Source organism: Kibdelosporangium phytohabitans, assembly GCF_001302585.1.
Lineage (GTDB): Bacteria > Actinomycetota > Actinomycetes > Mycobacteriales > Pseudonocardiaceae > Kibdelosporangium > Kibdelosporangium phytohabitans.
Genome location: NZ_CP012752.1, coordinates 4,685,885 through 4,711,488, shown reverse-complemented (window position 1 = coordinate 4,711,488; position 25,604 = coordinate 4,685,885). Strand labels below are relative to the sequence as shown.

General features: G+C 68.9%; 26 protein-coding genes. 13 read left to right on the top strand and 13 right to left on the bottom strand.

The features are described 5' to 3' along the window. The first annotated feature begins 102 nt into the window (after nt 1-102). The 4 genes from AOZ06_RS21590 to AOZ06_RS21575 are packed head-to-tail and all read left to right on the top strand — an operon-like array spanning nt 103 to nt 4,643. The gene (locus AOZ06_RS21590; RefSeq protein WP_225954759.1) at nt 103-1,422 is read left to right on the top strand and encodes a cytochrome P450; all 1,320 of its coding nucleotides are present in this window, start codon (nt 103-105) and stop codon (nt 1,420-1,422) included. Beyond that, on the top strand, nt 1,419-2,318 hold the full coding sequence (locus AOZ06_RS21585; RefSeq protein ID WP_054291063.1) for an alpha/beta fold hydrolase: 900 nt from the start codon (nt 1,419-1,421) through the stop codon (nt 2,316-2,318). Before AOZ06_RS21590 ends, AOZ06_RS21585 begins: the two co-directional genes overlap by 4 nt. Next, nucleotides 2,302-3,150, top strand: coding sequence for an SDR family NAD(P)-dependent oxidoreductase (locus AOZ06_RS21580; protein WP_054291062.1), 849 nt, complete (start codon nt 2,302-2,304; stop codon nt 3,148-3,150). Before AOZ06_RS21585 ends, AOZ06_RS21580 begins: the two co-directional genes overlap by 17 nt. Continuing rightward, on the top strand, nt 3,147-4,643 hold the full coding sequence (locus AOZ06_RS21575) for a flavin-containing monooxygenase (RefSeq protein ID WP_054291061.1): 1,497 nt from the start codon (nt 3,147-3,149) through the stop codon (nt 4,641-4,643). Before AOZ06_RS21580 ends, AOZ06_RS21575 begins: the two co-directional genes overlap by 4 nt. Here the strand turns inward: AOZ06_RS21575 and AOZ06_RS21570 are convergent. Next, nucleotides 4,609-5,232: a hypothetical protein gene (locus AOZ06_RS21570; protein WP_157233150.1), complete on the bottom strand. Its 624-nt coding sequence runs from the start codon at nt 5,230-5,232 to the stop codon at nt 4,609-4,611. The two genes, AOZ06_RS21575 and AOZ06_RS21570, sit on opposite strands and share 35 nt — an antisense overlap. A gap of 64 nt (nt 5,233-5,296) precedes the next feature. Here AOZ06_RS21570 and AOZ06_RS21565 point away from each other — a divergent pair, with 64 nt between their 5' ends. After that, a complete protein-coding gene (locus AOZ06_RS21565) occupies nt 5,297-6,163 on the top strand; it encodes an RNA polymerase sigma-70 factor (protein WP_236952331.1) in 867 nt (288 codons plus the stop codon). Here AOZ06_RS21565 and AOZ06_RS21560 read toward each other — a convergent pair. Both AOZ06_RS21560 and AOZ06_RS21555 read right to left on the bottom strand, forming a co-directional pair. Then, a complete protein-coding gene (locus tag AOZ06_RS21560; RefSeq protein ID WP_054291058.1) occupies nt 6,160-6,528 on the bottom strand; it encodes a tautomerase family protein in 369 nt (122 codons plus the stop codon). The genes AOZ06_RS21565 and AOZ06_RS21560 overlap by 4 nt on opposite strands. 1 nt (nt 6,529) lies before the next feature. After that, complete coding sequence (locus tag AOZ06_RS21555) at nt 6,530-7,090, bottom strand: TetR/AcrR family transcriptional regulator (RefSeq protein ID WP_054291057.1); 561 nt, start codon at nt 7,088-7,090, stop codon at nt 6,530-6,532. A 109-nt stretch (nt 7,091-7,199) separates the two neighbouring features. Here AOZ06_RS21555 and AOZ06_RS21550 point away from each other — a divergent pair, with 109 nt between their 5' ends. Further along, on the top strand, nt 7,200-8,630 hold the full coding sequence (locus tag AOZ06_RS21550; RefSeq protein ID WP_054291056.1) for a dihydrolipoyl dehydrogenase family protein: 1,431 nt from the start codon (nt 7,200-7,202) through the stop codon (nt 8,628-8,630). Between the two features lie 27 nt (nt 8,631-8,657). Here AOZ06_RS21550 and AOZ06_RS21545 read toward each other — a convergent pair whose 3' ends face one another. The 3 genes from AOZ06_RS21545 to AOZ06_RS21535 are packed head-to-tail and all read right to left on the bottom strand — an operon-like array spanning nt 8,658 to nt 9,559. Continuing rightward, the gene (locus tag AOZ06_RS21545; protein WP_054291055.1) at nt 8,658-8,879 is read right to left on the bottom strand and encodes an IclR family transcriptional regulator domain-containing protein; all 222 of its coding nucleotides are present in this window, start codon (nt 8,877-8,879) and stop codon (nt 8,658-8,660) included. Between the two features lie 4 nt (nt 8,880-8,883). Further along, a complete protein-coding gene (locus tag AOZ06_RS21540) occupies nt 8,884-9,093 on the bottom strand; it encodes a LuxR C-terminal-related transcriptional regulator (protein WP_169798957.1) in 210 nt (69 codons plus the stop codon). Next, entirely contained in the window at nt 9,053-9,559 is a 507-nt protein-coding gene (locus AOZ06_RS21535; protein ID WP_054291053.1) for a hypothetical protein, read from the bottom strand. The genes AOZ06_RS21540 and AOZ06_RS21535 overlap by 41 nt, the downstream gene beginning before the upstream one ends. Nucleotides 9,560-9,567: 8 nt before the next feature. Here AOZ06_RS21535 and AOZ06_RS21530 point away from each other — a divergent pair, with 8 nt between their 5' ends. Beyond that, a complete protein-coding gene (locus AOZ06_RS21530) occupies nt 9,568-9,846 on the top strand; it encodes a phosphatidylglycerol lysyltransferase domain-containing protein (RefSeq protein ID WP_157233148.1) in 279 nt (92 codons plus the stop codon). 31 nt (nt 9,847-9,877) lie between these two features. Here AOZ06_RS21530 and AOZ06_RS21525 read toward each other — a convergent pair whose 3' ends face one another. Genes AOZ06_RS21525 through AOZ06_RS21515 form a run of 3 tightly spaced genes read right to left on the bottom strand, consistent with a single transcriptional unit; the run spans nt 9,878 to nt 13,438 of the window. Further along, entirely contained in the window at nt 9,878-12,049 is a 2,172-nt protein-coding gene (locus AOZ06_RS21525; RefSeq protein WP_054291051.1) for a xanthine dehydrogenase family protein molybdopterin-binding subunit, read from the bottom strand. After that, nucleotides 12,046-12,999, bottom strand: a complete 954-nt coding sequence (locus AOZ06_RS21520; RefSeq protein WP_054291050.1) for an FAD binding domain-containing protein — start codon at nt 12,997-12,999, stop codon at nt 12,046-12,048. Before AOZ06_RS21520 ends, AOZ06_RS21525 begins: the two co-directional genes overlap by 4 nt. Next, nucleotides 12,986-13,438, bottom strand: a complete 453-nt coding sequence (locus AOZ06_RS21515; protein ID WP_054291049.1) for a (2Fe-2S)-binding protein — start codon at nt 13,436-13,438, stop codon at nt 12,986-12,988. Before AOZ06_RS21515 ends, AOZ06_RS21520 begins: the two co-directional genes overlap by 14 nt. A gap of 201 nt (nt 13,439-13,639) precedes the next feature. Between AOZ06_RS21515 and AOZ06_RS21510 the strand changes: the two genes are divergently transcribed. Continuing rightward, a complete protein-coding gene (locus AOZ06_RS21510; RefSeq protein ID WP_054291048.1) occupies nt 13,640-14,209 on the top strand; it encodes a TetR/AcrR family transcriptional regulator in 570 nt (189 codons plus the stop codon). Between the two features lie 621 nt (nt 14,210-14,830). Here the strand turns inward: AOZ06_RS21510 and AOZ06_RS21505 are convergent. Continuing rightward, nucleotides 14,831-15,262, bottom strand: coding sequence for a hypothetical protein (locus AOZ06_RS21505; protein WP_054291047.1), 432 nt, complete (start codon nt 15,260-15,262; stop codon nt 14,831-14,833). Between the two features lie 103 nt (nt 15,263-15,365). Here AOZ06_RS21505 and phoU point away from each other — a divergent pair, with 103 nt between their 5' ends. Beyond that, on the top strand, nt 15,366-16,010 hold the full coding sequence (gene phoU / locus AOZ06_RS21500; RefSeq protein WP_054291046.1) for a phosphate signaling complex protein PhoU: 645 nt from the start codon (nt 15,366-15,368) through the stop codon (nt 16,008-16,010). Here phoU and AOZ06_RS21495 read toward each other — a convergent pair whose 3' ends face one another. Both AOZ06_RS21495 and AOZ06_RS21490 read right to left on the bottom strand, forming a co-directional pair. Further along, nucleotides 16,011-16,598 (bottom strand): GrpB family protein, encoded by a 588-nt coding sequence (locus AOZ06_RS21495; protein ID WP_054291045.1) that lies wholly within the window; start codon nt 16,596-16,598, stop codon nt 16,011-16,013. Between the two features lie 28 nt (nt 16,599-16,626). Next, a complete protein-coding gene (locus AOZ06_RS21490) occupies nt 16,627-17,298 on the bottom strand; it encodes a response regulator (RefSeq protein WP_269465384.1) in 672 nt (223 codons plus the stop codon). A gap of 167 nt (nt 17,299-17,465) precedes the next feature. On the opposite strand from AOZ06_RS21490, the gene AOZ06_RS21485 reads away from it, so the two are divergent. Next, a complete protein-coding gene (locus tag AOZ06_RS21485) occupies nt 17,466-18,224 on the top strand; it encodes an EI24 domain-containing protein (RefSeq protein WP_054291044.1) in 759 nt (252 codons plus the stop codon). Here AOZ06_RS21485 and valS read toward each other — a convergent pair. Further along, nucleotides 18,210-20,702: a valine--tRNA ligase gene (gene valS / locus AOZ06_RS21480; RefSeq protein WP_054291043.1), complete on the bottom strand. Its 2,493-nt coding sequence runs from the start codon at nt 20,700-20,702 to the stop codon at nt 18,210-18,212. The genes AOZ06_RS21485 and valS overlap by 15 nt on opposite strands. A gap of 191 nt (nt 20,703-20,893) precedes the next feature. Here valS and AOZ06_RS21475 point away from each other — a divergent pair, with 191 nt between their 5' ends. From AOZ06_RS21475 to AOZ06_RS21465, 3 genes are all read left to right on the top strand, one after another. Beyond that, nucleotides 20,894-23,149, top strand: coding sequence for a beta-galactosidase (locus tag AOZ06_RS21475; RefSeq protein WP_063810082.1), 2,256 nt, complete (start codon nt 20,894-20,896; stop codon nt 23,147-23,149). Between the two features lie 61 nt (nt 23,150-23,210). Then, entirely contained in the window at nt 23,211-24,005 is a 795-nt protein-coding gene (locus AOZ06_RS21470) for a class I SAM-dependent methyltransferase (RefSeq protein WP_054291042.1), read from the top strand. A gap of 30 nt (nt 24,006-24,035) precedes the next feature. Next, nucleotides 24,036-25,601 (top strand): MFS transporter, encoded by a 1,566-nt coding sequence (locus AOZ06_RS21465; protein WP_083471828.1) that lies wholly within the window; start codon nt 24,036-24,038, stop codon nt 25,599-25,601. Nucleotides 25,602-25,604: the final 3 nt, after the last annotated feature.

The window sequence follows — 25,604 nt, the reverse complement described above, 5'->3', positions numbered from 1 at the left end:
CACGGTATACGCCTCCTGCCGGTTCCCCCTTGCGACCAGATGGTACGTCAGCGTACCGTCGGGATGGTACGGTCACGTACCGCTGCGGGAAGGACAACGGTGATGCTTCCTCCGGGCCCGAGGACGCCGAGCCTCGTGCAGGGTGCCTACACGCTGGTCATGCCGCAGCGCGGCATGAAACGCCTGCGCAGGCGCTACGGCGACGCGTTCACCGTCAAACTCCCGATCTTCGGCCGCGCCGTGGTGGTCAGCGACCCCGCGCAGGTCAAGCAGATCTTCCTGACCAGCACGGATGTGCTGGAGAACATCGAGCCCAACCTCGGCAGGGTGCTGGGCCCCGGTTCGCTGTTCGCGTTGCACGGCGAGAACCACCAGAAGCAGCGCAAGTTGCTCGTACCGCCGTTCCACGGCCGCCGCCTGGCCGCCTACGAGCAGATCATCGAAGACGAGACCGCGCGGGAACTGGCCTCATGGCCGGAGGACAAGCCGTTCCCCGTGCAGCCGTCGATGATGCGGATCACGCTCAACGCCATCCTCCGCGCGGTGTTCGGCGCCGAGGGCGCGGAGTTCGACGAGCTGCGTGAGCTGTTGCCGCCGTTCGTCGAACTCGGCTCCCGGCTGGCCACGCTGCCCATCCCGCAGGACCCGTGGTGGAGCCCATGGAAGAAGTTCCGGCGGATGCGCCACCGGTACGACGACGTCATGGCGCGGCTGATCGCCAAGGCCGACGACCTCGACCAGCGCGACGACGTGCTGGCGATGTTGCTGCAGAGCCGCTACGAGGACGGCTCGCCGATGCGCCACAGCGACATCAACGACCAGTTGCTGGCGCTGCTCACGGCCGGGCACGAGACCACGGCGACCACGCTCGCGTGGGCCGTCGAGCGCCTGCGCCGCCACCCCGGGATCCTGCACGACCTGGTCGACGAGGTCGACGCGGGCGGGAAGGCGCTGCGGGAGGCCGTGATCCTGGAGGTCCAGCGCATCCGGCCGGTCGTGGAGATGATCGGCCGCCAGGTCCGGGCCGACAGCATGGAACTGGGCCCGTGGACACTGCGCCGCAACAACCGGGTGCTCGTCAGCATCACCCTGCTCCACAACGACCCGGCTGTGTTCCCGAACCCGCACGCTTTCCAGCCGTCCCGCTTCCTGGACACCAGACCCGACTTCTACGCGTGGATCCCGTTCGGCGGCGGCACCCGGCGGTGCATCGGCGCGACGTTCGCGAACATGGAGATGAACGCCGTCCTGCGCACGATGCTGCGCGACTTCACCTTGCTCGCCACCTCGGAGCCGGACGAGCGCTGGCACAACCGCGGCGTCGCCAACGCACCGCGGCGCGGTGGCGTCGCTGTCGTGCGGCGCCGGGTCCGTTCGTCGGCACCGTCCTCCCCCGTGACCACCGCAGGAGCCCAGTCATGAACCCGGTGACCGAGATCGCCGACGCCGGCCGGGGCATCTGCCTGGCGTACGAGCAGTTCGGTGACGACGGCGCGGAGCCGTTGGTCCTCATCGCGGGCCTCGGCCAGCAGCTGCACACGTGGCCGACACCGTTCTGCGAGGACCTCGCGGCCCGCGGCTACCGGGTGACCAGGTTCGACAACCGCGATGTCGGCGAGTCGACGCACATCCGTTTCCGGCCACCGCACCCGCTGTCGATGTTCCGGGGCAAGTTCGATCCACGGCAGTACGACCTCACCGACATGGCCGGCGACACGGTCGGCCTGCTCGACGCCCTCGGCTACGACTCCGCTCACCTGGTCGGGGCCTCGATGGGCGGCATGATCGCGCAAACGGTCGCGGCGCTGAACCCGCAACGCGTACGCACCCTGGTGTCGATCATGTCCACGACCGGTGCCCGCAGCGTCGGCAGGCCCGCGTTGTCGACGTGGCTGCTGATGGGCGCACGGCCGCCACGGACACGTCAGCAAGCGGTAGACCGGGCAGTGCGGATCTTCCGGCACATCGGGGCGCATGGTTTCCCGTTCGACGAGGCGTACGTCCGCGACGAGGCCGGGATCGCGTGGGACCGCGACCCGTCGACCAGCGGAACCGTCCGGCAGCTGGCCGCGATCGTCAAGTCCGGCAACCGCACAAGGCAGCTGCGTTCGGTCGTTGCCCCTACGCTGGTGATCCACGGCGACCGTGACCGGATGGTCAACCCGACCGGCGGCGCGGCCACCGCCAGGGCGATCACCGGCGCCCGCCTGGAGACCATCCGTGGCTTCGCCCACGACTTCCCGGCGGGAGCGCGGCCGGTGCTGATCGACCTCGTCGCCAGGCACACGGCAAGGAGGACCGATGCCTCAGCTCCCTGAGCTGTCCGGACGTCCCGTGATGATCACCGGCGCCGCGTCGGGGATCGGCCGCGCCCTCGCGCAGCGGCTGTCGCGGCTCGGCTCGCCCGTCGCGATCGCGGACGTCAACGAGACCGAGCTGGAGAAGACCGCGGCGTCGCTGTCGGGCCAGGTACTCACCCGTGTCCTCGACGTCAGCGACGCGGCGGACCAGCTGCGGTTCGCCGACGAGGTGCGCGAGTGGCTGCCCGGCCCGTTGGCCGCGGTGTTCAACAACGCCGGGGTGAACGTGTCCACGAGCGTGCTCGACACGGTCGTGGAGGACGACGCCTGGCTGCACGACATCAACTTCCACGGCGTCGTCAACGGCACGCGGGCGTTCCTGCCGATCCTCGTCGCGCAGAACTCCGGCGTCATCGTCAACACGTCCAGCGTGTTCGGCCTGGTCGGCATCCCCAACCAGAGCGCGTACTGCGCCGCGAAGTTCGCCGTGCGCGGGTTCACCGACTCGCTGCGCCAGGAACTGCGCGGCACGGGCGTGCGCGCGGTCACCGTGCACCCCGGCGGGATCCAGACCAACATCGTCCGCAACGGCCGGTACCGCAAGGACCCGGAGGGCCGTGGCCGCACCAAGGACCAGATGGCCGACCAGTTCGACGCCATCGCGATGACCTCGCCGGACAAGGCGGCGCAGGTCATCCAGCACGGCGTGGAACGCGGCAAGGCCCGCATCCTGATCGGGCCGGACGCGTACGTGTTCGACGCGCTCGCCCGGATCGCCCCGACGCACTACTACTCCGTGATGCTGTGGCTGCAGTCCGGGCTCCGGTCCCGGCAGAAGGGAACCCCATGACCGAGCACGTCGACGTGTTGATCATCGGCGCCGGCCTGTCCGGCATCGGTGCGGCACACCAGGTCCACTCGGCCTTCCCGGACCGGACGTACGCGATCCTCGAGGCCCGCGACGCGATCGGCGGCACGTGGGACCTGTTCCGGTACCCGGGGGTGCGGTCGGACTCCGACATGCACACCCTCGGCTACCGGTTCCGGCCGTGGACGCAGGCGAAGTCGATCGCGGACGGCCCGTCGATCCTGTCCTACATCAGGCAGACGGCGGCTGACGCTGGCATCGACCGGCACATCCGGTACGGGCACAAGGTCGTGGAAGCATCGTGGTCCACGAAGGACTCGAAGTGGACGGTGCGGGCCGAGCACGACGGCGAGGCGGTGGAGCTGACGGCGTCGTTCCTGTACTCCTGCTCGGGGTACTACCACTACGACGCCGGGCACACACCCGACTTCGCGGGTATAGCGAAGTTCGGCGGGACCGTGGTGCACCCGCAGCACTGGCCGGAGGACCTGGACTACAAGGGCAAGAAGGTCGTCGTGATCGGCAGCGGCGCCACGGCCGTGACGCTCGTGCCCGCGATGGCCCAGGACGCGGCCCACGTGACGATGCTGCAGCGCTCCCCCACCTACATCGCGACGCTGCCGGGCGAGGACGTACTGGCCAACGGGCTGCGACGCGTGCTCGGCAACCGCACCGCCTACGCGATCACCCGGTGGAAGAACGTCGTGCTGCACACGGCCATGTACCAGCTCAGCCGTCGCCGCCCACGGCTGGTGAAGGCGGCGCTGCGCAAGATGACGGCACGGCAGCTGCCGAAGGACTTCGACATCGACACCCACTTCAAGCCGCGCTACCAGCCGTGGGACCAGCGGCTCTGCCTGGTGCCCGACGGTGACCTGTTCCGCGCGATCAGGCACGGCACGGCCTCCGTGGTCACCGACCACATCAAGGAGTTCACCGAGACGGGCATCCAGCTGGAGTCGGGCGCGAAGCTGGACGCGGACGTCGTGGTCACCGCGACGGGCCTGCGGCTGCTGGCGTTCGGCGGCATGCGGATCGTGGTGGACGGCCGCCTGGTCGAGCTGCCGGAAACCATGGCGTACAAGGGCATGATGCTGTCCGGTATCCCGAACTTCGTGTTCACGATCGGCTACACGAACGCCTCGTGGACCCTCAAGGCCGACCTCGTCTCCGAGTACACGGTCCGGCTCCTGCGGCACATGGACGAGCACGGCTACGTGCAGTGCGCGCCTGCCAACGACGACCCGTCCGTGACCGAACAGCCGCTGCTGGACTTCCAGGCCGGATACGTGCTCCGCGCGATCAACGAGTTCCCCAAGGCGGGATCCCGTGCCCCGTGGCAACTCGGCATGAGCTACGCCCACGACGTGGTCAAACTCCGCTACGGCAACATCGACGACGGCGTGATGCGGTTCTCCCACGGCAGGAAGCTGAAGCCGGTCAACGAGGTGGTGTCGTCGGCTCAGTCGGCCTGACCCGGTTGCGCACGGCCAGTTTGCCGGCGAGGTCCTGGGCGAGTGCCATGGTGTTGTCCCGCAGGACGCGTGCGTTCTCCGGGGTCGGCAGTTCCTTGTCGGTACGAGGAAGGCTCGGGCGTGCCTTGACGTTGAGCAGCACGTCGAGGTTGTCGACGCGGAAACGCACGACCACCCAGTCGAAGTAGCGCCTGAACTCCTGGCTCGTCAGGTTGTCCGACACGTCCAGCGGCGTCAGGCCGGGCGACGGGATCTCCAACGGGCCGAACCGGCCGATCAGGCGGCTGCGCATGGTGAGTTCGATGACGTCGACGTCCCGCGGCCCACCGAACTGGCACAACCGCACCGGGTCGTCGTCCTCGTAGGTGCTCCGGTCGTCGAGTGGCTTGCCGGGGCCGATCAGCCGGTGCACCAGCTCCCGGTCGAGCGCCGAGCACGGCGGCGGCTGGCGGTACCCGTCGCCGGTGCGCCACGGGTTCGGCGTCGTGTCCCGGTCGCCGCCGGTGGCCACCAGCAGGACTCCGAGCGCCACCTCGGCGGCGACGAGCAGCCCGACCACGACGGGCGTCCACCACTGTCGGCGTGCCATCCGCCGATTGGACCAGATCCGCTGATCCCCCGGAACCGCCGTTGTGGTCGCTATGGTTGCGGGTGTGGAACCGGTGGCGGTCGATCACGCAGTCGAGGTGTTCACCGAGGCGAGGCCGCGCCTGTTCGGCATCGCCTACCGGATGCTGGGCAGCGCGATCGACGCCGACGACCTCCTGCAGGAGGTCTGGCTGCGCTGGCAGACCTACGACCACTCGAAAGTGGACAATCCCACCGCGTTCCTCGCCACCGTCACCACCCGGCTGGCGATCAACGCGACCCAGACCGCCCGCGTGCGGCACGAGACGTACGTCGGGCAGTGGCTGCCGGAGCCGGTCGACACCTCGGCCGATCCGCAGCTGGGCGCGGAGCGCGAGGCGGCGTTGGAGTTCGCTGTGCTGATGCTGCTGGAGAAGCTCCCGGCCACCGAGCGGGCCGCGTACGTGCTGCGCGCGGCGTTCGACTACCCGTACGCGCAGATCGCCGAGATCGTCCAGGTCAGCGAGGCCGCCGCGCGGCAGCTCGTCAGCCGCGCCCGCAAACACCTGGCTGCGGAGCGCCGCACGCCCGCGACCGTGCAGGACCAGCGGCGGCTGCTGACGGCGTTCGTCGCCGCGGCGAAGTCCGGCGACCTGGCGACCCTGGAGGAGCTGCTCGCCGCGGACGTCGTGAGCTACTCCGACGGCGGTGGCGTGGCGCGTGCGTCCAAGATCCCCGTGGTCGGCCGCGATCGGGTGTCGAGGTACGTCCGCGCGTTCGCCGACCGGTTCTGGGCGGGCATCGACATCGCGTGGGTACGGGTCAACGGCCAGGAAGGCGCGTTGCTGACGGTCAACGGCGAGCGCTACGGGCTGGTGACCGTCACAGCCTCGGATGAGGGCATCGACCAGGTGATGTGGCTGCTCAACCCGCACAAGTTGGCCGCGGTCTAGAGGTACTGGGCGATCCCGTCGCCGAACGACCAGTCAGCCGATTCGTTCTCGGTGAGCGTCACGACCACGTTGCGCGGTTCGGTCCCGGCGTATTCCTCGGCGAGTTCGGCGATGCGCCGGTAGAGCGCCTGTTTCTGCCCGGTCGTCCGCCCGCGTCGCAGCGTGATGCCCACGAACACGACGTCGTCGTCCCGTCGCACGCCGGGGAAGTTGTCGTAGCGCAGGATGCCCTGGCTGGTGAGCACCTGGAACTTGTCGTCCGGCGGGATCCCGATCGCGTCGACGAGGGCGTCGTGCACGGCCCGGCCGAGCGCGTCGAGCCGGTCCTGGTCGGCACGCAGGGCGTCGATCCGCACGAGTGGCATGTCAGTTCCCTTCCTTGGCAACGTATCCGGCGAGCAGGCCGAGCGCGCCGTCGACAGCCCGGGTGTGCACGTCGGCCGATCCGGCGGCGCGGGCGAGGACGTACCCGCCCTGCAGCACCGCGACCAGTGCGGGGGCCGTGGCGTGCGCGTCCACTGTGTCCTCCAACGCCTCGGCGAGGAGATCGGCGAGACGCCCGGTCAGCCAGGTGAACGTCTCCTGCACCGGTTTGCGCAGCTCCGGGTCCGCCATCACGTCCGGGTCCTGGGTGAGACGGCCGATCGGGCAGCCTTTGAGCACCTCGCGCTCGCGGCGGAAATACGCCGTGATCCGCTCGAACGGCGTGCCCGGCGTGGCGAAGGCCACCTCGGCCCGCTCCCGCAGCTCCTCGGCGCTGCGGTTGATCGCGGCGAGGGCCAGGTCGGGCTTGCCGGTGAAGTGGTGGTACATACTGCCCTGCCCGACGCCCGAGTGCGCCTGGATGGCTTTCGGGCTGGTCCCCACGTAGCCGCGTTCCCACAGCAGCTCACGGGCACTTTCGATCAACCGGTCCCTGGTGTCCACCCGATGAAGTGTACATACCAGTAGGTACAGCACGGAGGCTGCCGGAGCGGGAACCGCGGGAAGCTGGAAGGGTGGGGGGCGCGAGGTCGATCATTTGGGAGGACGGGACATGGAGCAGGTCGAGTACGACCTCATCGTGCTGGGCGCGGGGCCCGTCGGCGAGAACGCCGCCGACCTCGCCGTGCGCGGAGGACTGAGCGTGGCGCTGGTCGAGCACGAGCTCGTCGGCGGCGAGTGCTCGTACTGGGCGTGCATGCCGTCGAAGGCGTTGTTGCGCTCGGCCCAGGCGCTGCGAGCGGCCAAGCAGGTGGACGGCGCCGCGCAGGCCGTCACCGGCGGCCTCGACGTCAACGCCGTCCTGCGGCGCCGCAACTCGTTCACCCACGACTGGAACGACGACAGCCAGGCGGACTGGGTGGCCAGCGCGGGAATCACCCTGGTCCGGGGCTTCGGCAGGTTCAGCGGCCCCAGGCAGGTCACCGTGACCGCGCCGGACGGCACCGAGACCGTGCTGACGGCGAAGCACGCGGTCGCTGTCGCCACAGGCACCGACGCGTTCATCCCGGACATCGAGGGCCTGCGCGACGCACGCCCGTGGACCAGCCGGGAAGCCACGAGCGCGAAGGAGATCCCCAAGAGCCTGGCGATCATCGGCGGCGGTGTCGTCGCCACCGAGATGGCGACCGCGTACGCCAGTTTCGGCACACGGGTCACGCTCATCTCCCGCGGCGGCCTGCTGGCAGGCATGGAGCCGTTCGCGGGCGAAATGGTCACGGAGGCGTTGCGCGAACAGGGCACGACCGTGTTGCTCAACACGGAAACCAAGCGCGTGCGGCGCACCGACGCCGGTGTCGAGATCGAGCTCGGCGGCGGTTCGGTGATCACGGCGGACGAGGTGCTCGCGGCAACCGGTCGCTCGCCGCGAACCAGCGACATCGGGCTGGACGCGATCGGTCTCAAGCCGGGCAGCTGGCTGAAGACCGACGACACCCTGCTGGTGGAGGGCTTCGACTGGCTGTACGCGATCGGTGACGTCAACCACCGGGCACTCCTCACCCACCAGGGCAAGTACCAGGCACGCGCGGTCGGCGAGCTCATCGCAGCGAAGGCATCAGGCGCACCCGTGTCCACCGACGCGTGGGGCACGCACGTCGCAACCGCCGACCACGAAGCCGTGCCCCAGGTGACGTTCACCGACCCCGAGGTCGCCTCGGTCGGCCTGACCGCGGAAGCAGCCGGGAAAGCCGGTTACACCACCAGCGTGGTGGACTACGAACTGGGCAACGTGGCGGGCGCGAGCCTGTACGCCGACGGCTACGCGGGCAAGGCCCGGATGGTCGTCGACGAGGAGCGTTCAGTCGTACTGGGCGTGACATTCGTCGGACCGGACGTCAGCGACCTGCTGCACGCGGCAACGATCGCGGTGACAGCCCAGGTACCGATCGCACGGCTGTGGCACGCGGTCCCGGCGTACCCGACCGTGAGCGAGATCTGGCTGCGGCTGCTGGAAACCTACCGAGACCAGCAATCCCGGCACTGAAAAGACTCGTGAGTGTTTCAGCCGGTTCTAACCGGCCGAAACACTCACGAGGTTTTTTACGGTGTCGCGCAGGATTTCGCCGATCCCTCGCAGGTCCACCTGGTTCACCGCGCCACCGACGACGATCGCCGCGACCGGGTCGGTTCCGCCGACGTGCACCGGCGCTGCCACTTCGACCAGTTCGGGAACGTACTCGCTCTTGGCATAGGCCGGGCCCGTCGACCGGATCTGATCGGACTCGCGGTTCAATCGGTCAACTCCGGTGACAGTCCAGCGAGTGTAAGCCGCCCGTGGCGCACCAGGAACGGAGGCGGGACAGCGTCGCGCTGATGTCCTTCTTGATGGTGCGTTCGGAGTACTTCATCGCCTCGGCGACGGCCGGGGTGCCCATGCCTTCGGCCAGCAGCCGCAGGATCCCGACCTCACGCGGGGTCAGCCCGCCGACCTGCAACCCGTTGGGCACCAGCACGTCCTGCTCGTAGGTGCGGGCCGCGTCCACGAGCCACCTGGTCACCGCGCCGGGGCAGCACCGCGCCGCCGTGGTAGCTGGTGAACACCACGTGCGCGACCATCGCGGGCGAGGCCTCGCGCACCGGGAGCATGCTCACCACGCCGCAGCGGGAAGCCTGCGGCAGATGTCTACTGTGGAGTTTGTCGGCGACGAGCACCAGCCGCCTGGTCGGTTCGACGGCCTCGGCGGCCGTGCGGCGCATCTCGGCCATCAGCTCGTCGGTGGTCTCCCCGCAGAGCACGACCACCATCTCCGCCCGTGCCCGGTCGCCGTCCGGCAGGACGACGATGTCGGGTGCCGCGGCCAGTGACATCGCCAGCCGGTCGGCGGGATCGGCCACCGTCCACGACGAGGCCACACGTGACCGGGTCAGGAACCTGGTCGAGCATCCGGCCGCGGACACGTCGGCGCTGTTCATGTTGCGGCGTGACAAAGGCCTATGTGTTCAGTCAGGACGGTCAGGCGGTGCTCGGGAACCGGGTGTTGTTCGGCGTGGCAGGTGGGGATCCGGTCGGCTCGCCCGGTTCGTTCGCGGACGCGATCAACGAGTTCGTCCGCACCTGCGAACGCGCGGGCTGGCGGATGGCCGTCCTCGGCCAGGTCGAGTCGCTGTCCCGGTTCAACGCCGAGTTCCGGCCCGGCTACCTCGCGCGGGGCATCGCGTTTTCGTCGCTGCCTCCATCCCGGCCGTCGCCGCGGCGATGATCGGGATGGAGGCCAGCCACATCAAGGTGCCCTAGTCGAGCAGGTCCTCGATCCTGATCGGGAGGTGCCGCACGCGGATGCCGGTCGCGTTGTGGATGGCGTTGGCGACGGCCGCCGCCATGCCGACCATGCCGATCTCGCCGATGCCCTTCGCCCCGACGTCGTTGTGCAAGGTGTCCGGGTATTGCACGAAGTGCACGCCGACGTCCGGGATGTCGGCGTTCACCGGTACGAGGTAGCTGGCCAGATCCGCGTTGGCGAACCGGCCGTTCGGCTCGATCTCGATGCCCTCGTGCAGGGCCGCCGACACGCCCCAGATCATGCCGCCCACCATCTGGCTGCGGGCGGTCGTCTCGTTGATGATCCGGCCTGCGTCGAACACGCCGAGCATCCGTGACACGCGGGCCTCGCGGGTCCACTTGTGCACGCGGACCTCGACGAACTGGGCACCGAACGAGCTGAACGAGTGCTTGCTCAGCTCCTCGCCCGGCGCCGACGAGCCGACCGCGGTGAGCTCGGTCCGGCCGGTGGCCCGCAGCAGTTCGCCGAACGACATCGACCGGCCGCCCGCGAGCACGCGGCCACCCTCGTAGGTCACGTCGAGGCCTTCGAACGGCGCACCGGCCGACGACGCCAGCTTCACGAGTTCGTCGATCGCCTGCACAGCGGCCACCATGACCGCCGACCCGGCGCTCGCGGTGGCCGTGGAACCACCCGACAGGCCACCCGGCGGCAGCGCCGAGTCACCCAGCAGCGGGGTCACGTCCTCCGGCTTGATGTCCAGCGACTCCGCGCCGACCAGGGCGAGCACGGTCAGCAGACCGGTACCCGGGTCCGCGCCGCCGGTGGCGACCTCGGCGGTCTCGTCGTCCTTGAACGTGACCCGGACGCTGGCGGGGAACCGCAGCGCCGGGAACATCGCGGTGGCCATGCCCATGCCGACCAGCCAGTCACCGTCTTCGCGACCGTTGGGCGCCCGGTTGGCCCAGCCGAACCGGGCCGCACCGGTCCGGTAGCACTCGTCGAGGTGCTTGCTCGACCACAGCAGGTCCTTGCCCGGCGGGGCGGTCGAGTTGTTGCGCAGCCGCAGCTCGATCGGGTCCATCCCCAGCTCGATCGCCAGCTCGTCCATCGCGCTCTCCAGCGCGAACGAACCGGGCGCCTCACCCGGCGCGCGCATGAACGTGCCCGGCGGGATGTTCAACGGCACCATCTTCTGGCTGATGGCCAGGTTCTCGGTGGCGTACCACTCCCGTGACGTGCCGTGCGAGGTCGGCTCGACGAACGACCGGGCCATGTCGGTGCTGGAGAACGAGTCGTGCCGCACCGCGATGAGGTTGCCGTCCTGGCTCGCCCCCAGCGCGACCCGCTGCACAGTCGCGGGACGCGACGCGGTCGCGGTGAAGACCTGTTCCCTGCTCAGCACGATCTTGACCGGCCGGTCGAGCGCCCTGGACGCCGCCGCGGCGAGGAACGCCGCGACCGACGTGCGCCCCTTGCCGCCGAATGCGCCGCCGACGAACGGGTTGATGCAGCGGACCTTCGAGATCTCGACGCCGAGCGCCGACGAGAGCTCCTGCGCCTGCAGGAACGCGGCCTGGTTCCCGCTGTAGACGGTCACCTCGCCCGCGTCCCACCTGGCGACCGCCGAGTGCGGCTCCATGGCGACGTGGTTCTGCACCGCGGTCGCGTACGTGTGGTCCACGACGACCGGGCTGGCCGCCAGCGCGTCCTCAATGGACTCGACGCCGTCGGCGAGCACAGTCAGCTCGGACGGCAGGTTGCCCCGCATGGACGGCGGCGTCTCGGCCGTGGCCATCCCGTCGGTGAACGAGGTCGCCGGGGGTCGCTTGTCGTACGTGACCTCGACGGTCATCGCCGCGTCCCTGGCCTGCTCGTACGTCTCGGCGACGACGACGCCGACCGGCTGGCCGTAGTACGCGACTTCCCTGCTCTGCAACGGGACCCACGTCTCACCGAAGGTCTGGCTGATCGCCTTGTCCAGCTTGAGCGAGTCGAAGGGCGTGTACACCGCGACGACACCGGGAGCGCTCTTGGCCGCGGTCACGTCCATGGCCGTGATCTCGCCGTTGGCGGTCGTGCTGAGCACGACGAACCCGTGCAGCGTGCCGGGGAAGACGTGGTCGGCACCGTACTTGGCCTGGCCGGTGACCTTGAGCGGGCCGTCGATCCGGCTGGTCATGCGCGACTCCCCTCGATCAGCGCGCGAACAACGGTCCGCTTGAGCAGTGACGGCTTGAACTTGTTCGCGGACAAAGGCTTCGCGCCCTCCGCGGCGATCGACGCGGCCTGCTCGAACGTCTCGACGGTGGCCGGCTTGCCGTGCAGCGCGTCCTCCACCGCGGCCAGCCGCCAGGGCTTCGTCCCGACGCCGCCCGCGGCCACACGGGCGTCCGCGACCCGGCCGTCCTGGATGTCCAGGGCGACCGCGGCCGAGCACAGCGCGAACTCGTACGACTGGCGGTCCCGGACCTTCACGTACGTGGAGCGCCGCGCCCAGTCCAGCTGCGGCACGAACACCTCGGTGATCAGTTCGCCGGGACGCAGGTCGTTCTCGACCTCGGGTGTCCCGCCGGGGACGCGGTAGAAGTCGTCGATCTTGACCGTGCGCACGCCGGCCTGGCTGACCAGCGTGATCTCCGCGTCTAGGGCGACCAGGGCGACAGCCACGTCGCTGGCGTGCGTGGCCACGCAGGCGTCGCTCGTGCCGAGGATGGCGTGCATCCGGTTGTCGCCGTCGACGGCCGAGCAGCCGCTGCCGGGATTGCGCTTGTTGCACGGCATGGCAACGTCACGGAAATAGCCGCACCTCGTGCGCTGCAACAAGTTGCCGCCGATGCTGGCCATGTTGCGCAGCTGCTGCGACGCGCTCTGCAGCAGAGCGCTGGAGATGACCGGGTACACGCCCGGGTGATGCGCGATGTCGTTCATCCGCTCCAGCGCGCCGAAGCGCAGGCCGTCGCTGGTGTCGATGCCGCGCAGGGGCAGCTCGTTGATGTCCAGCACGTGCTGGGGCGTGAGGACGTTGAGCTTCATCAGGTCGACGAGCGTGGTGCCGCCCGCCAGGAAGGTGCCTTGAGTGGAAAGCGCCGCGTCGAGGGTGTCAGGCGCGGTGAGCTCAAACGGTCGCATCGGTCCGCCTCGCCTGCTCGATCGCCGAGACGATGTTCGGGTACGCGGCGCACCGGCAGATGTTGCCGGACATGAACTCCCGGACATCCGGGACATCCTGCTCGACCGCGGCGACGGCTGACATGATCTGGCCGGACGTGCAGAACCCGCACTGCATCGCGTCCTTGTCGACGAACGCACGCTGGACCGGGTGCAGCTCGTCGCCGTCGGCAAGTCCCTCGACGGTGGTGACCGGCTTGCGCACGGTGGCGGCGAGCGTGAGGCAGGACAGCACAGGCCGTCCGTCGACGTGCACCGTGCACGCGCCGCACTGGCCGCGGTCACACCCCTTCTTCGGCCCGGTGATGCCGAGCCGTTCGCGTAGCGCGTCGAGGAGCGTCACGCCCGGTTCGACGCTGAGCTGCTCCAGCCTGCCATTGACTTCTATCGAGATGTCCACCAGTTCTCATTCCCGCGGAGAAACCACCCGCTGGGCGGCGTGTGCGATGATGGTCGAGAGCGAACCGGATATCTATCCGCAAGAGTCAACGCTACCGGATTCCTATCCGCTTCGCAACGGCTGAAGTCACACCAGGTCCATCGGTGCGATGCACTAGATTCTGCAGTGGAACCAGTCGAAACGGACGGGCCGGGAGGGGCGATGACCACGGGATCCGTGAGTCCCCGGCGTGCGGACACGAGGCGTAACAACGAACGCATCATAGCCGCGGCGAAGGACCTGCTGACGTGCGACGAAGGACTGGCCTACAACGCGATAGCGAAGAAGGCGGACGTCGGGGTCGGCACGGTCTACCGGCATTTCCCCACGCCGGAGTCACTGGTGATCGCGGTCTACCAGAGCGAAGTGAGATCACTGGTGGACGTTGTTCCCACCCTGCTCGACGAGAACTCGCCAGAAGAAGCCTTCCGGACCTGGACCGGCCACTTCGCGGCCTACATGATGACCAAGCGAGGCCTGGGCCCAGCACTGCACGCGGCAACGAGGAACAACGAAGAAGACCTGCTCGGACAAGCCTTCGAAGCAATGCTGAACGCAGTGACAACCCTGGTGAACGCGAACGTGGAAGCAGGCAGGGCCCGCAAAGACCTCAACCCGAAAACAGTACTCCGAGTACTGGGCTGCACGATGCTGCTGGACCAGAGCGGAGACTGGAAGGCGGAAGCGGAAGAGGTATTCGACCTCCTGTGGAAGGGCCTGCGCGCAACCTGACGCACGGGTCGCCAGCGACGGAGACGCCAACAAGACGGCGACGATGACGCAACGCGGTGGGCTACGAGGCGACGGCGCGGTGGCCACGACGCGGTGGCAACCCCAACCGCAATTCGGCGCAACCACAACCAGCCACTACGCGACAGCAATGACGACGGCCGCGCGGCGGCAACCGCAACGCGACGGAGATGGCGACCGCAACACGAGCAACCGCAACACAACCCGCAGCAACGCGGTGGCAACGGCGAAAAGCAAGCTGGCAACAAGCATGCGCAAGGTCCCGAGACAACTGGCTGGAACGTAACCAACGCAGTGTGACCAGCGCTGGAAGCCGAAAAAGGAGCCGGAAGCCGCACTCCAACGTAACCAGAAGCGCCGACGCAATCAGACATCATCCGCGAAAACCCAGCACACGACGGCGAGCAGCCCACAGGTGGGCACGCTTACATACTCACCACGCACAGTCCACAGCGAAAAGCAACCACGGTGAGCGCTGGAAAGAAACCACAACACCCAGCGCCGGAAACCACGACATCCGGCGAACGACCAAAGCGTGTCACCAGTCAAGTGCTGACACAGCAAGACCACCGCAGGTCACGTTCCAGCCACAACCAGGTTCGCTCAAGATCCAAGTCCGCGAACCCCCGTCGACACAAGCACGCTCGAAGTGAAATCCGCGGCCGAACGCTGGCACGGAACAGAGACCAGCGAAGGTTTCTGGATCCACCCGATGGCGGCACCGACGGCGGTCGCGATCGCCGCGGTACCTGCGAGAACGGCTGCCGAGTGGACGCTGGCCCCCGACAGGGCGAGTTCACCTCCGTGCCCGAGGATGAAGCTCGCGTAGAGCAACCAGCTTTGCAGCCCGGCGAGCAGCGCACCGGCCACAGTGGTCACGGCCGACACGACCGCGACCATGAGCACAGGCGCACTCAACGGTTCAACCAGGCCGCCTGCCGCCGAACCGACGGTCGCGACGATCCCACCTGCGAAGCCCAGCCCGGCACCGTAGAGCGCACCGAGTCTCGGCCACCGCCTGACAGTCGTCCTCATGGCGCAAGTAGATCGTGCCGGGTGCGCGGTGAAACCGTTGCTTGACGGGACCTTGACGCGGTCGTCCGGCGAAATTGACGGCGTCCGCCCTTAGGCTGGACCGATGCGCGACAGCTTCCGCCACCGCCTCGACGACCTCGTGGCGTCACTGGTGAACATGAGTGACCTCGCCGCGGCTGCCATGCGTGATGCCACCACGGCACTGCTGACCAACGGCCTCGGCGTGGCCGAACGGGTCATCGCCGACGATCGGATCGTGGACATGGCCCGTTCGGCCTGCGAGTCGGACGCGCACCTGTTGCTCGCGTTGCAGGCACCGGTTGCCGGTGACCTGCGGCTGGTGATCGCCGCGCCGCACTCGGCGGAAAGCCTTGAGCGGATGGGAGATCTGGCGCAGCACGTCGCCGAGACCGTCCGCAGGCGGTTCCCGCGCGAGGTGTTGCCGCCGGTGTTGCGCCCGCGCTTCTCGCACATGGCCGACATCGCGATCGACCTCGCGCACGGCGCGGCGGAGGCGTTGCGGACACGGAGTTCCGGCCTCACCAGCTCCGTCAGCGACGCCGACGAGGAGTTGAACGACCTGCACCGCTCGTTGTTCGCTGTGCTGGAGTACCAGGACTGGTCGTACGGGGTCGGCGCCGCTGTGGACGCCGTGCGGTTAAGCCAGTGCTACGAACGGTTCGGCGACCACGCACTGTCCATTGTGCGCAGGGCGACGTTCGTCGAGACCGGCGTCATGGCGAGCTAGTCACAACATCCCCGCCGCGCGGAAGAGCCGGTCGTAGATCTCATGGATCGTCTTCTCCTTGCGCCGGTTGTAGTCCATGACGTGCCCGCCGCCCGGGACCGCCGCCCGCTTGGCTTCCTCGTAGAGCGCGAGGTCCTCGGGGTGGGCGCGCAGCCAGTCGCGGAACATCCTGTGCCGGATGGTCTCCGGGCAGTCCGGGCCGAACACGTGCAGGTTGGCGCGCGGATCGGCGAGCCGGAGGCACCTGTGCTCGTGCCACGACGGTTCGCGGACCGTGAGGTAGTAGCCGAGGCGTTCCAGCTGTGGAAGGTAGAGGTCCTCGTCGCGGGGATCGGCGACGGTGAGGTCGATGTCGATGACGTCCTTCGCGGCGAGTCCCTCGACCGAGGTGGAGCCGACGTGCTCGATGTCGAGCACGGCATCGCCGAGCGCGGTCCGGACATCGGACGCCAGTGCTTCGTAGCGGCCGGGCCACTCCGGGTCGTAGGGGACGATGGCGATCGTCTCCCGCGGTGGCGGGCCGTTGACCCACGGGTTCTCGTCCGGATCGGAGTCGTGGTGCCGGGTTATCTGCTCATTGGTGGGCATTACACCCAACTTACCAGCGGCCGGTGGCTCAGACCAGCCGGTATCCCATCCCCGGTTCGGTGATGAGGTGACGCGGGCGCGCGGGTTCCGGTTCGAGCTTGCGGCGCAGTTGTCCGATGTAGACGCGCAGGTAGTGGCCGTCGGCCCGGTGGCCGGGCCCCCAGACCTCGTCGAGCAGCACGCGCTGGCTGACCAGCCTGCCCCGGTTGCGGGCGAGCACGTCCAGCACACCCCATTCGGTCGGGGTGAGGTGCAGTTCGACGCTGTCACGCCAGATCCGCTTGGCGGTCAGGTCCACTGTGAACGTGCCGGTGTCGACCAGCGCCTGCTGGGCGAGGGCGGCCACCGCGGCCGACCGCCGGGTCGCCGCGCGGATCCTGGCCAGCAGCTCGTCCATCCCGAACGGCTTGGTCACGTAGTCGTCGGCGCCCGCGTCCAGCGCGGCGACCTTGCTGTGCGGGTCGCGGCGTGCCGACAGCACCAGGATGGGGGTGCGGCTCCAGCCGCGGATCGCGGTGATCACGTCGATGCCGTCGGTGTCGGGCAGGCACAGGTCCAGCACGATCAGGTCGGGCTTGCCGCCTGCCGTCTCGCGCAACGCGGTCGCGCCGTCGTGCGCGGTCGCCACGTCGTACCCGCGCGTGGCCAGGTTGATCCGCAGCGCACGGGTGATCTGCGGATCGTCGTCTACCACAAGGATCTTGCCGATAACCGCAGGATGCCCCGGGTGTGCACGGACGAAGAACACGCCTGACGGCGTTTTGATACGGCGCGCCGCGGCGTTGACGCGTTCCTGACGAACCGGCCGGTGTCCCGAACGTCCGATCCGCCCGGATAGCCCCGGGCGTGCACTGATAGAACTAGCAGGTGCGTGACTTCGTCAAAGGTATGGGCATGTTCGGCAAGGGGCTCGGCATCCTGCTGCGCAGGCCGAAGCTGTTGCTGCTCGGCGCCATCCCCGCCGTCCTGACCACACTGCTGCTGCTCGGCGGGATGATCGCGCTGGTGGTGTGGATCGACGACCTCGCCACCTGGGTCACGCCCTTCGCCGACACCTGGTCGGAGACCTGGCGGACGACGATCCGGATCGCCGCCGGTGTCGTGCTGTTCGCCGCGTCGGTGACGCTCGGGCTGATCGCGTTCTCCGCGTTGACGCTGGCCATCGGCGCGCCCTTCTACGAGTACATCGCCGAGCAGGTCGAGGACGACCTCGGTGGCGTGCCCAACGCGGTCGACCTGCCGTGGTGGCAACTGCTGGGCATGGGCCTGCGCGACGGGCTCGTCCTCGTGCTGTGGTCGCTGATGTACACGATCCCGCTGTTCTTCGCGGGGTTCATCCCGATCGTCGGTCAGTTCGTCGTGCCGGTGCTGCTCGCGCTGGTCAGCGCGTGGTTCCTGGCGCTGGAACTGGTCGCTGTGCCGTTCTACCGGCGCGGGATGGCGCTCAGGGAGCGCCGGGCTCACGTGCGCAAGCGCCGTGGGCTGATGCTGGGCCTCGGCCTGCCCTCGTCGCTGCTGTGCGCCATCCCGCTGCTCGCGATCGTCGTCATGCCGGTCGCCTTCGTCGGCGGCGTCCTCGTCGCCCGCGAAGTCCTGCAGGACTCCCGCCAGTCACAACCGGTTTAGCGACACCTCCACCCGGAGTTCGCCGGACGGCACGACATCGAGCGTGCCGATGTTCCCGGCGGCGCGCAGGTCCGGGCCGATCGACGCGACCACGTCGAGTTGATCGGCCGGGGCGTGCACCCGGACCGCGTCGACCTCGGCGCGCATGGACAGCTTCGCGGCGGATTTCTCCTTGCGTATCACCGTGATCACCGAGCTGGCCAGCTCGAGCGCGGCACCGTCCGCCGACGTGCCGCGCGGTTCGGGCCACGGTGCGGTGTGCACGGAGCCGGTGTGCCACCACGACCACGCTTCTTCCGCGCTGTACGGCAGGAACGGCGCGAACAGGCGCAGGATCGTGTCCAGCGCGGTGCGCAACGCCAGCCGTGCGGACTGGGCGCTGCCTTCGCCGATGTCGCCGTACGCGCGTTGCTTGACCAGTTCGAGGTAGTCGTCGCAGAACACCCAGAAGAACCGCTCGGTCCGCTCCAGCGCTGTCGTGTACTCGAACGCTTCGAGCGCGTCGGTCGCCTGGCGCACGACGTCGTCCAGCACAGCGAGCATGGCCTTGTCGAGCAGGTCGGTGACGGTCGCGTCCGGCTCGGGCGGCGGGAAGCCGAGGACGAACTTGGCCGCGTTGAGCAGTTTCGTCGCCAGCCGCCTGCCGATCTTCATCTGGGACTGCTCGAACGCGGTGTCCGTGCCGGGCCTGCCGCTGGCGGCCCAGTACCGGACCGCGTCCGGGCTGTACTGGACGAGCAGGTCGGCCGGGGTGACGACGTTGCCCTTGGACTTGCTCATCTTCTTGCGGTCCGGGTCCAGGATCCAGCCGGACAGCGCGGTGTGCCGCCACGGCAGCGTCCCCGAGTCCAGTTCCGCGCGCAGGATCGTGGCGAACAGCCAGGTCCGGATGATGTCGTGGGCCTGCGGGCGCAGATCCATCGGGTACGTCCGCGCGTACAGTCGCGGGTTCTCCTCCCACCCGCACACGATCTGCGGGGTCAGCGAGGAGGTGGCCCACGTGTCCATCACGTCGGTCTCGCCGACGAACCCGCCGGGCATGCCGCGCTGGTCGGCCGTGTACCCGTCGGGCACGTCGGAGGACGGGTCGACGGGCAGCGCGTCCTCGCCGGGCAGGATCAGCTCGCCCGGTTCTCCGTCGGCGTCGACGGCGTACCAGACCGGGAAGGGCACGCCGAAGTAGCGCTGGCGGGAGATCAGCCAGTCGCCGTTGAGGCCGCGGACCCAGTCGTCGTACCGGACCTTCAGGTTCGCCGGGTGCCAGCGCAGTTGCTCGCCGCGGCGCAGCAGCACGTCCTGGTGCGCCGCCGACCGGATGAACCACTGCTTGCTGGCGACGATCTCGAGTGGCCTGTCGCCCTTCTCGTAGAACTTCACCGGCCGGACGACCGGGCGCGGTTCGCCGTCCAGGTCACCGGATTCCCGCAGCATCCCGACGACGCGTTCCCGCGCGGTGTGCGCGGTCGCGCCGGCGAGCCGGTCGTAAGCCTCGCGGTCGACGCCTTCGGGGCCGTCGGGCAGGATCCGCCCGTCGCGGCCGATCACCGTGCGGTTGGGCAGTTTCAGCTCACGCCACCAGCGCACGTCGGTCAGATCGCCGAAGGTGCAGCACATCGCGATGCCCGCGCCGCGATCCCGTTCCGCGGCCTCGTGTGCCAGGACGGGAACAGTCATCCCGAACACCGGCGTCGTCACGGTCGTGCCGAACAGGTGCTGGTAGCGCTCGTCGTCGGGGTGCGCGATCAGCGCCACGCAGGCGGGCAGCAGTTCCGGCCGCGTCGTCTCGATGTGGATCTTGTCCCCGGCCGGGCCGTGGAACGCGATGCGGTGCCACGCACCAGGGTGGTCGCGGTCCTCCAGCTCCGCCTGTGCCACCGCCGTGCGGAAACCGACATCCCACAACGTCGGCGCCTCGGCCTGGTAGGCCTCCCCCGCGTGCAACTGGCGGAGGAACGCGCGTTGGGACACGCGCTGCGAATGGCGGCCGATCGTGGTGTACGTCAACGTCCAGTCGACCGACAGACCCAGTTGGCGCCACAGGTCCTCGAACGCTTTCTCGTCCTCGACCGTGAGCCGCTCGCACAGCTCGACGAAGTTGCGCCGTGAGACGTCCACGACCTTCTTGTTGCCTGGCGCGGGCGCCTGGAAATCCGGGTCGTAGGGCAACGACGGCTCGCACCGGACGCCGAAGTAGTTCTGGACGCGCCGTTCGGTCGGCAGGCCGTTGTCGTCCCAGCCCATCGGGTAGAACACGTGTTTGCCGCGCATCCGTTGGTAGCGGGCGACGATGTCGGTGTGCGTGTAGGAGAACACGTGACCGACGTGCAGTGATCCGCTGACGGTCGGAGGTGGCGTGTCGATCGAGAATACGGCGGCGCGGTCAGCCGGGACGCTGAACCTGTACAGCCCCTTCGCTTCCCACTGTGCCGCCCATTTCTCGGCCAGACCGTCCAACGACGGTCGATCTGGGACACCCATCCGTTCTGCCACCTTCTGTGTCGCTGATTTCGCGGAACCCACAGGTTAGCCGCCCGGCGGGCGCGGCAGGACCAGGTTTTCACCGTGCGCAAACGTGCTTACATCATGCTCATTTATGTTTGGTCTTATTGACTTGTACGCAGGTTTGCGCACAAAATCGAACAACATCGAGCCGACGAGGAGCGCATCGGATGAAACGTCGTGGTTTCCTGGCCGCCAGTCTGCTGACCCCGTTGGGTGCGATGGGCGCCACCGGGGAGGCACACGCGGCGGGCCAGCGGTTCACGTTCGCCGCCAACGGTTCGGCGTTCCTGCTCGACGGCAAGCCGTTCCAGATCCGCAGCGGCGAGATGCACCCGGTGCGCATCCCCCGGCAGTACTGGCGCCACCGCGTGCAGATGGCCAAGGCGATGGGCCTCAACACCATCGGCGTGTACCTGATGTGGAACTACCTGGAGGAACGGCAGGGCCGGTTCGACCTGACGACCGACCGCCGCGACTTCGCCGCGTTCATCCGCATCTGCCAGGAAGAAGGCATGTGGGTGCTGCTGCGCCCCGGGCCGTACGTGTGCGCGGAGTGGGATCTGGGCGGTCTCCCCGCGTGGCTGCTGGCCGACGACCCGGTGGCGTTGCGCACCAGCAAGGACGCGCAGTACATGGCCGCGGTGCGCCGGTACGTCAAGGCCATCGCGCCCGTGGCCAAGCCGTTGATGATCGACAACGGCGGCCCGGTGCTGATGGTCCAGGTCGAGAACGAGTTCGGGTCGTACGGCAACGAGACGGCCCACCTCACCGACATCCGCCAGATGTGGCTGGACGACGGCATCACCGGCCCGTTCTACACCCAGGACGGCCTACGCCAGGTCGAAGAGAACCGCACAGTCGTGCCCGGCGGCGCGATCGGCCTGTCCGGCGGCACCGCGGCGGACATCGCCAGGTGCCGCGCGTCCTTCCCGGCGGTGCCCGCCATGTCCGGCGAGCTCTACCCCGGCTGGCTCACACACTGGGGCGAACCGGCGATGGCCGGGCCGACCGACATCACCGGCACACTGCGCGGCCTGATGGACGGCAACCTGTCGTTCAACATCTACGTGCTGCACGGCGGCACGAACTTCGGCTACTGGGCGGGCGCGAACTTCGACGACAAGGGCTACCAGCCGGACGTCACCAGCTACGACTACGGCGCGCCGATCACCGAACAGGGAGCGCCGGCCGCGCTGTACCCGGCGTACCGCGACCTCATCGCCGGCTACGTCGGCACACCGCCGCCGATCCCCGCGGCCATCCCGACCATCGCGCACGATGGCGTGACTCCCACGCCTTACGCGTCGTTGTGGGACAACCTGCCCGCGAAACTGGACACCCGGACCGTCAAGCCGATGGAGGCGTACGGTCAGAACAGCGGATTCATGTTGTACCGCAAAGCGGTGAGCAGCGGCGGCACCTTGAAGGTCACGGCGGTGCACGACTACGCCACGGTCTTCGCCAACGGCACGTACCAGGGCGGGATCTCACGCACGGCCTTGCCGTCCAGCTACGCCGGTCCGCTGCAGGTGACCACCGGGGACTCGCTGGCCCTGCCCAACGCCGTGGCCACTGTGGACATCCTGGTCGAGGGCCTCGGGCGGATCAACTTCGGGCACGAGATAGTCGACCGCAAGGGCATCACGCAGCAGGTGTCGCTGGCGGGGACCACGCTCACGGGCTGGCAGACCTACCCGCTGCCGGTCGACGAAGCGTATGTTGCCGCGCTGAAACCGGTGATCTCCGCACCGGACCGGCCGGGCATCTTCTTCAAGGCCACGCTCACGTTGTCCACTGTGGGCGACACGTACCTGGACATGACCGGATGGACACACGGCCTCGTGTGGGTCAACGGCAACAACCTCGGCCGTTACTGGAAGATCGGACCGCAGCAGAACCTGTTCTGCCCGGGAACGTGGCTGCGCAAGGGCGCCAACGAGGTCATGGTGCTCGACCTGCACCAGCTGGAGCCCAAGCCGATCTCGTTGCGGCACAAGCTGAGCAACTACAGCGTGCTGGTCAACCGGCGCAGCGGCAAGGCTCTCGACGTGCCCGGCCTGTCGGCCACGCCGGGGACCCAGCTGATCCAGTACACCCAGCACGGCAACGCCAACCAGCAGTGGCTCTTCAACGACCTCGGCAACGGCGTCTCGACCATCGCCAGCGCGGTGACGGGACTGGTCGTCGACGTGGCCGACCACTCGACCGCGGACGGCGCCAAGATCATCCAGTGGACCGCCAACGGTGGCGTCAACCAGCAGTGGCGCCTGGTGGACGCGGGCGGCGGGTACGTGAAGATCGTGAGCGCGCGCAGCGGCAAGCTCCTGGGGGTCGGTGGTGACCCGACCGCCGACAAGGCACCGATCGCGCAGCAGAGCGACACCGGCAGCACGAGCCAGCACTGGCAGGTCATCCCGGCCTGATCTGTCACGCTGTGAGCTGAACCGGTGTCGCGACCGGGGTCCCGCCCAGCAAGCTGAGGACATGGACCTGGGATTTCGCGGCGCAGTGGCCGACTACTACCACCGGTACCGGCGCGGTTATCCACCAGCGGCGATCGACGCGCTGGTGGAGGCGTTCGGGTTGAGCACCGACGACGTCGTGGTCGATCTCGGGTGCGGGACCGGCCAGCTGACCCTGCCCCTCGCCCGGCGGGTGCGGTCCGTCGTCGCCGTGGACCCGGAGCCGGACATGCTGGTGCGTGCCCGGTCGGCCGCCGGCGAGCAGGGCGTGGCCAACGTCAGCTGGATGATCGGGTCCGACGCCGACCTGCCCACGCTGGGCACCGTGATCGGTGACCGGAACCTCGGCGGGGTCACCGTCGGCCAAGCGCTGCACTGGATGGATCACGAGAAGCTGTTCCGGGACCTGGCTCCTCTCCTCCGGTCCGGTGGCGGTGTGGCCGTGCTGGCCAACGGGACACCGCTGTGGCAGCAGGACACGGCGTGGTCGCACGCACTGCGCGGTTACCTGGAGCAGTGGCTGGGGACCAAACTCACCCGCACCTGCGGTACCGACGACGCCAGCCAACTGCGATACGGCGACAGTCTGACGGCTGCGGGCTACGACGTGGCCAGCACCGCCGTCGACTACACCGACGAGCTCAGCACCGAACAGATCGTCGGCGGTGTCTACTCGGCACTGCCCGTGCACCGCCTTCCCGCCCCGGAGCAGCGGGAGCAGTTCGCTGAGCGGCTCCACGACGTACTCCAGCCCCACCTGCCGTTCACCGAACAGATCCGGGTGTCGATCCTGACCGGTCGCGTCGCCGAACTGTGAGCCAGGCCGGGGCCGGGCAAGATTCACCGCATGACCGCTCCGTCACCGTGGGCACCGCTGCGGCGTGGCGCGTACCGCGCGCTGTGGCTGGCCCAGTTCGCGTCGAACATCGGCACCTGGGCGCAGACCGTCGGCGCCCAGTGGCTGATGGGTGATCTCGGCGGTACCGCACTGCAGGTCGCGCTCGTCCAGGCGGCCACCACGCTGCCGGTGTTCCTGCTGGTCGTGCCGTCGGGCGCGCTCGGCGACATCCTGGACCGGCGCAAGGTGCTGCTGTTCGGCCAGGCGCTGATGCTGCTCGGCGCGGCCGGGCTGATGCTGCTGACCGCAACGGACGTCACCACGCCGACGCTCCTGCTGGCGCTGATCGCGTTGATGGGCGTCGGCCAGGCCGCGTCGATGCCGTCGTTCCAGGCGATCCAGCCGGAGCTGGTGCCGCGTGAGGAGATCCCGCAGGCGGCGTTGCTCAACGGCGTCAACATGAACGTCGGCCGGGCGATCGGGCCCGCGCTCGGCGGAGTGCTGATCGCGGCGGCGGGCCCGGAGGCGACGTTCGCGTTCAACACCGTGTCGTTCATCGGTGTTCTGCTGGTGCTGGGGTTCTGGCGACGGCCGGCCGACCATCGCCCGCTGGGCGCCGAGCACGTCCTCACCGCCGTGCGCAGTGGAGCGCGGTACGTGCGCAGTTCGCCGCTGTACTCGCGCGTCCTGGTGCGATGCGTCCTGTTCGTCCTGTTCGCCAGCGGGTTGTGGGCGTTGCTGCCCGCGATCGCACGCGGCCCGCTCGGCCTGGGCGCGGGTGGGTACGGCGTCCTGCTCGGCAGCGTCGGCGCCGGGGCGATCGGTGGCGCGTTCATCGTGCCGAGGCTGCTGCGCACAGCCGGGAAGAACACCGTGATCACGATCGCGACCTGCGCCTACGCGGTGGCGACGGCCGTCGCGGGGTTCACTGGTTCGATCGTGGTGGCTGTGGTGGCGATGCTCGTCACGGGCGCCGGGTGGATCGCGGTGCTGTCCACGCTCAACGCGACCGCTCAGGTGCTGTTGCCTGCGTGGACCCGTGCGCGCGCGCTGGCGTACTACCAGCTGATGCTGATGGGCGGCCAGGCCATCGGCGCGGTGCTGTGGGGCGTTGTGGCCAACCTGTTCGACCTGCGCTGGGCGATGGCGATCCCCGCGGCGGCGATGACCGTGGCAGCTCTCTACGCGATGCGCAGGCTGCCGCTCACCGAACGGCAGTTGGACGTCACACCGGCCGCGGTGTGGGACGAGCCACCCGAGGGGCCCGACCACACCGACGGGCCGGTGCTGGTCACGCTGAAGTGGCGAGTGGCCGAGGAGGACGTCGCGGAGTTCACCGCGGTGATGCAGAAGGTCGGCCGGTCGCGGCGGCGGACCGGCGCGACCATGTGGGGCTTGTTCCGCGACTCCGAGGAGCCCGAACTGTTCCTGGAGACGTTCGTGCTGACGACCTGGCAGGAACACCTCCGGCAGCACCTCGAACGAGGTACTGCCGTGGACCTTCAGGTCTACAACGCCGCCAGGGCGCTGGCCGCCGAACCACCCGAGGTCCGGCACATGATCTGGGCGTTCTAGTAG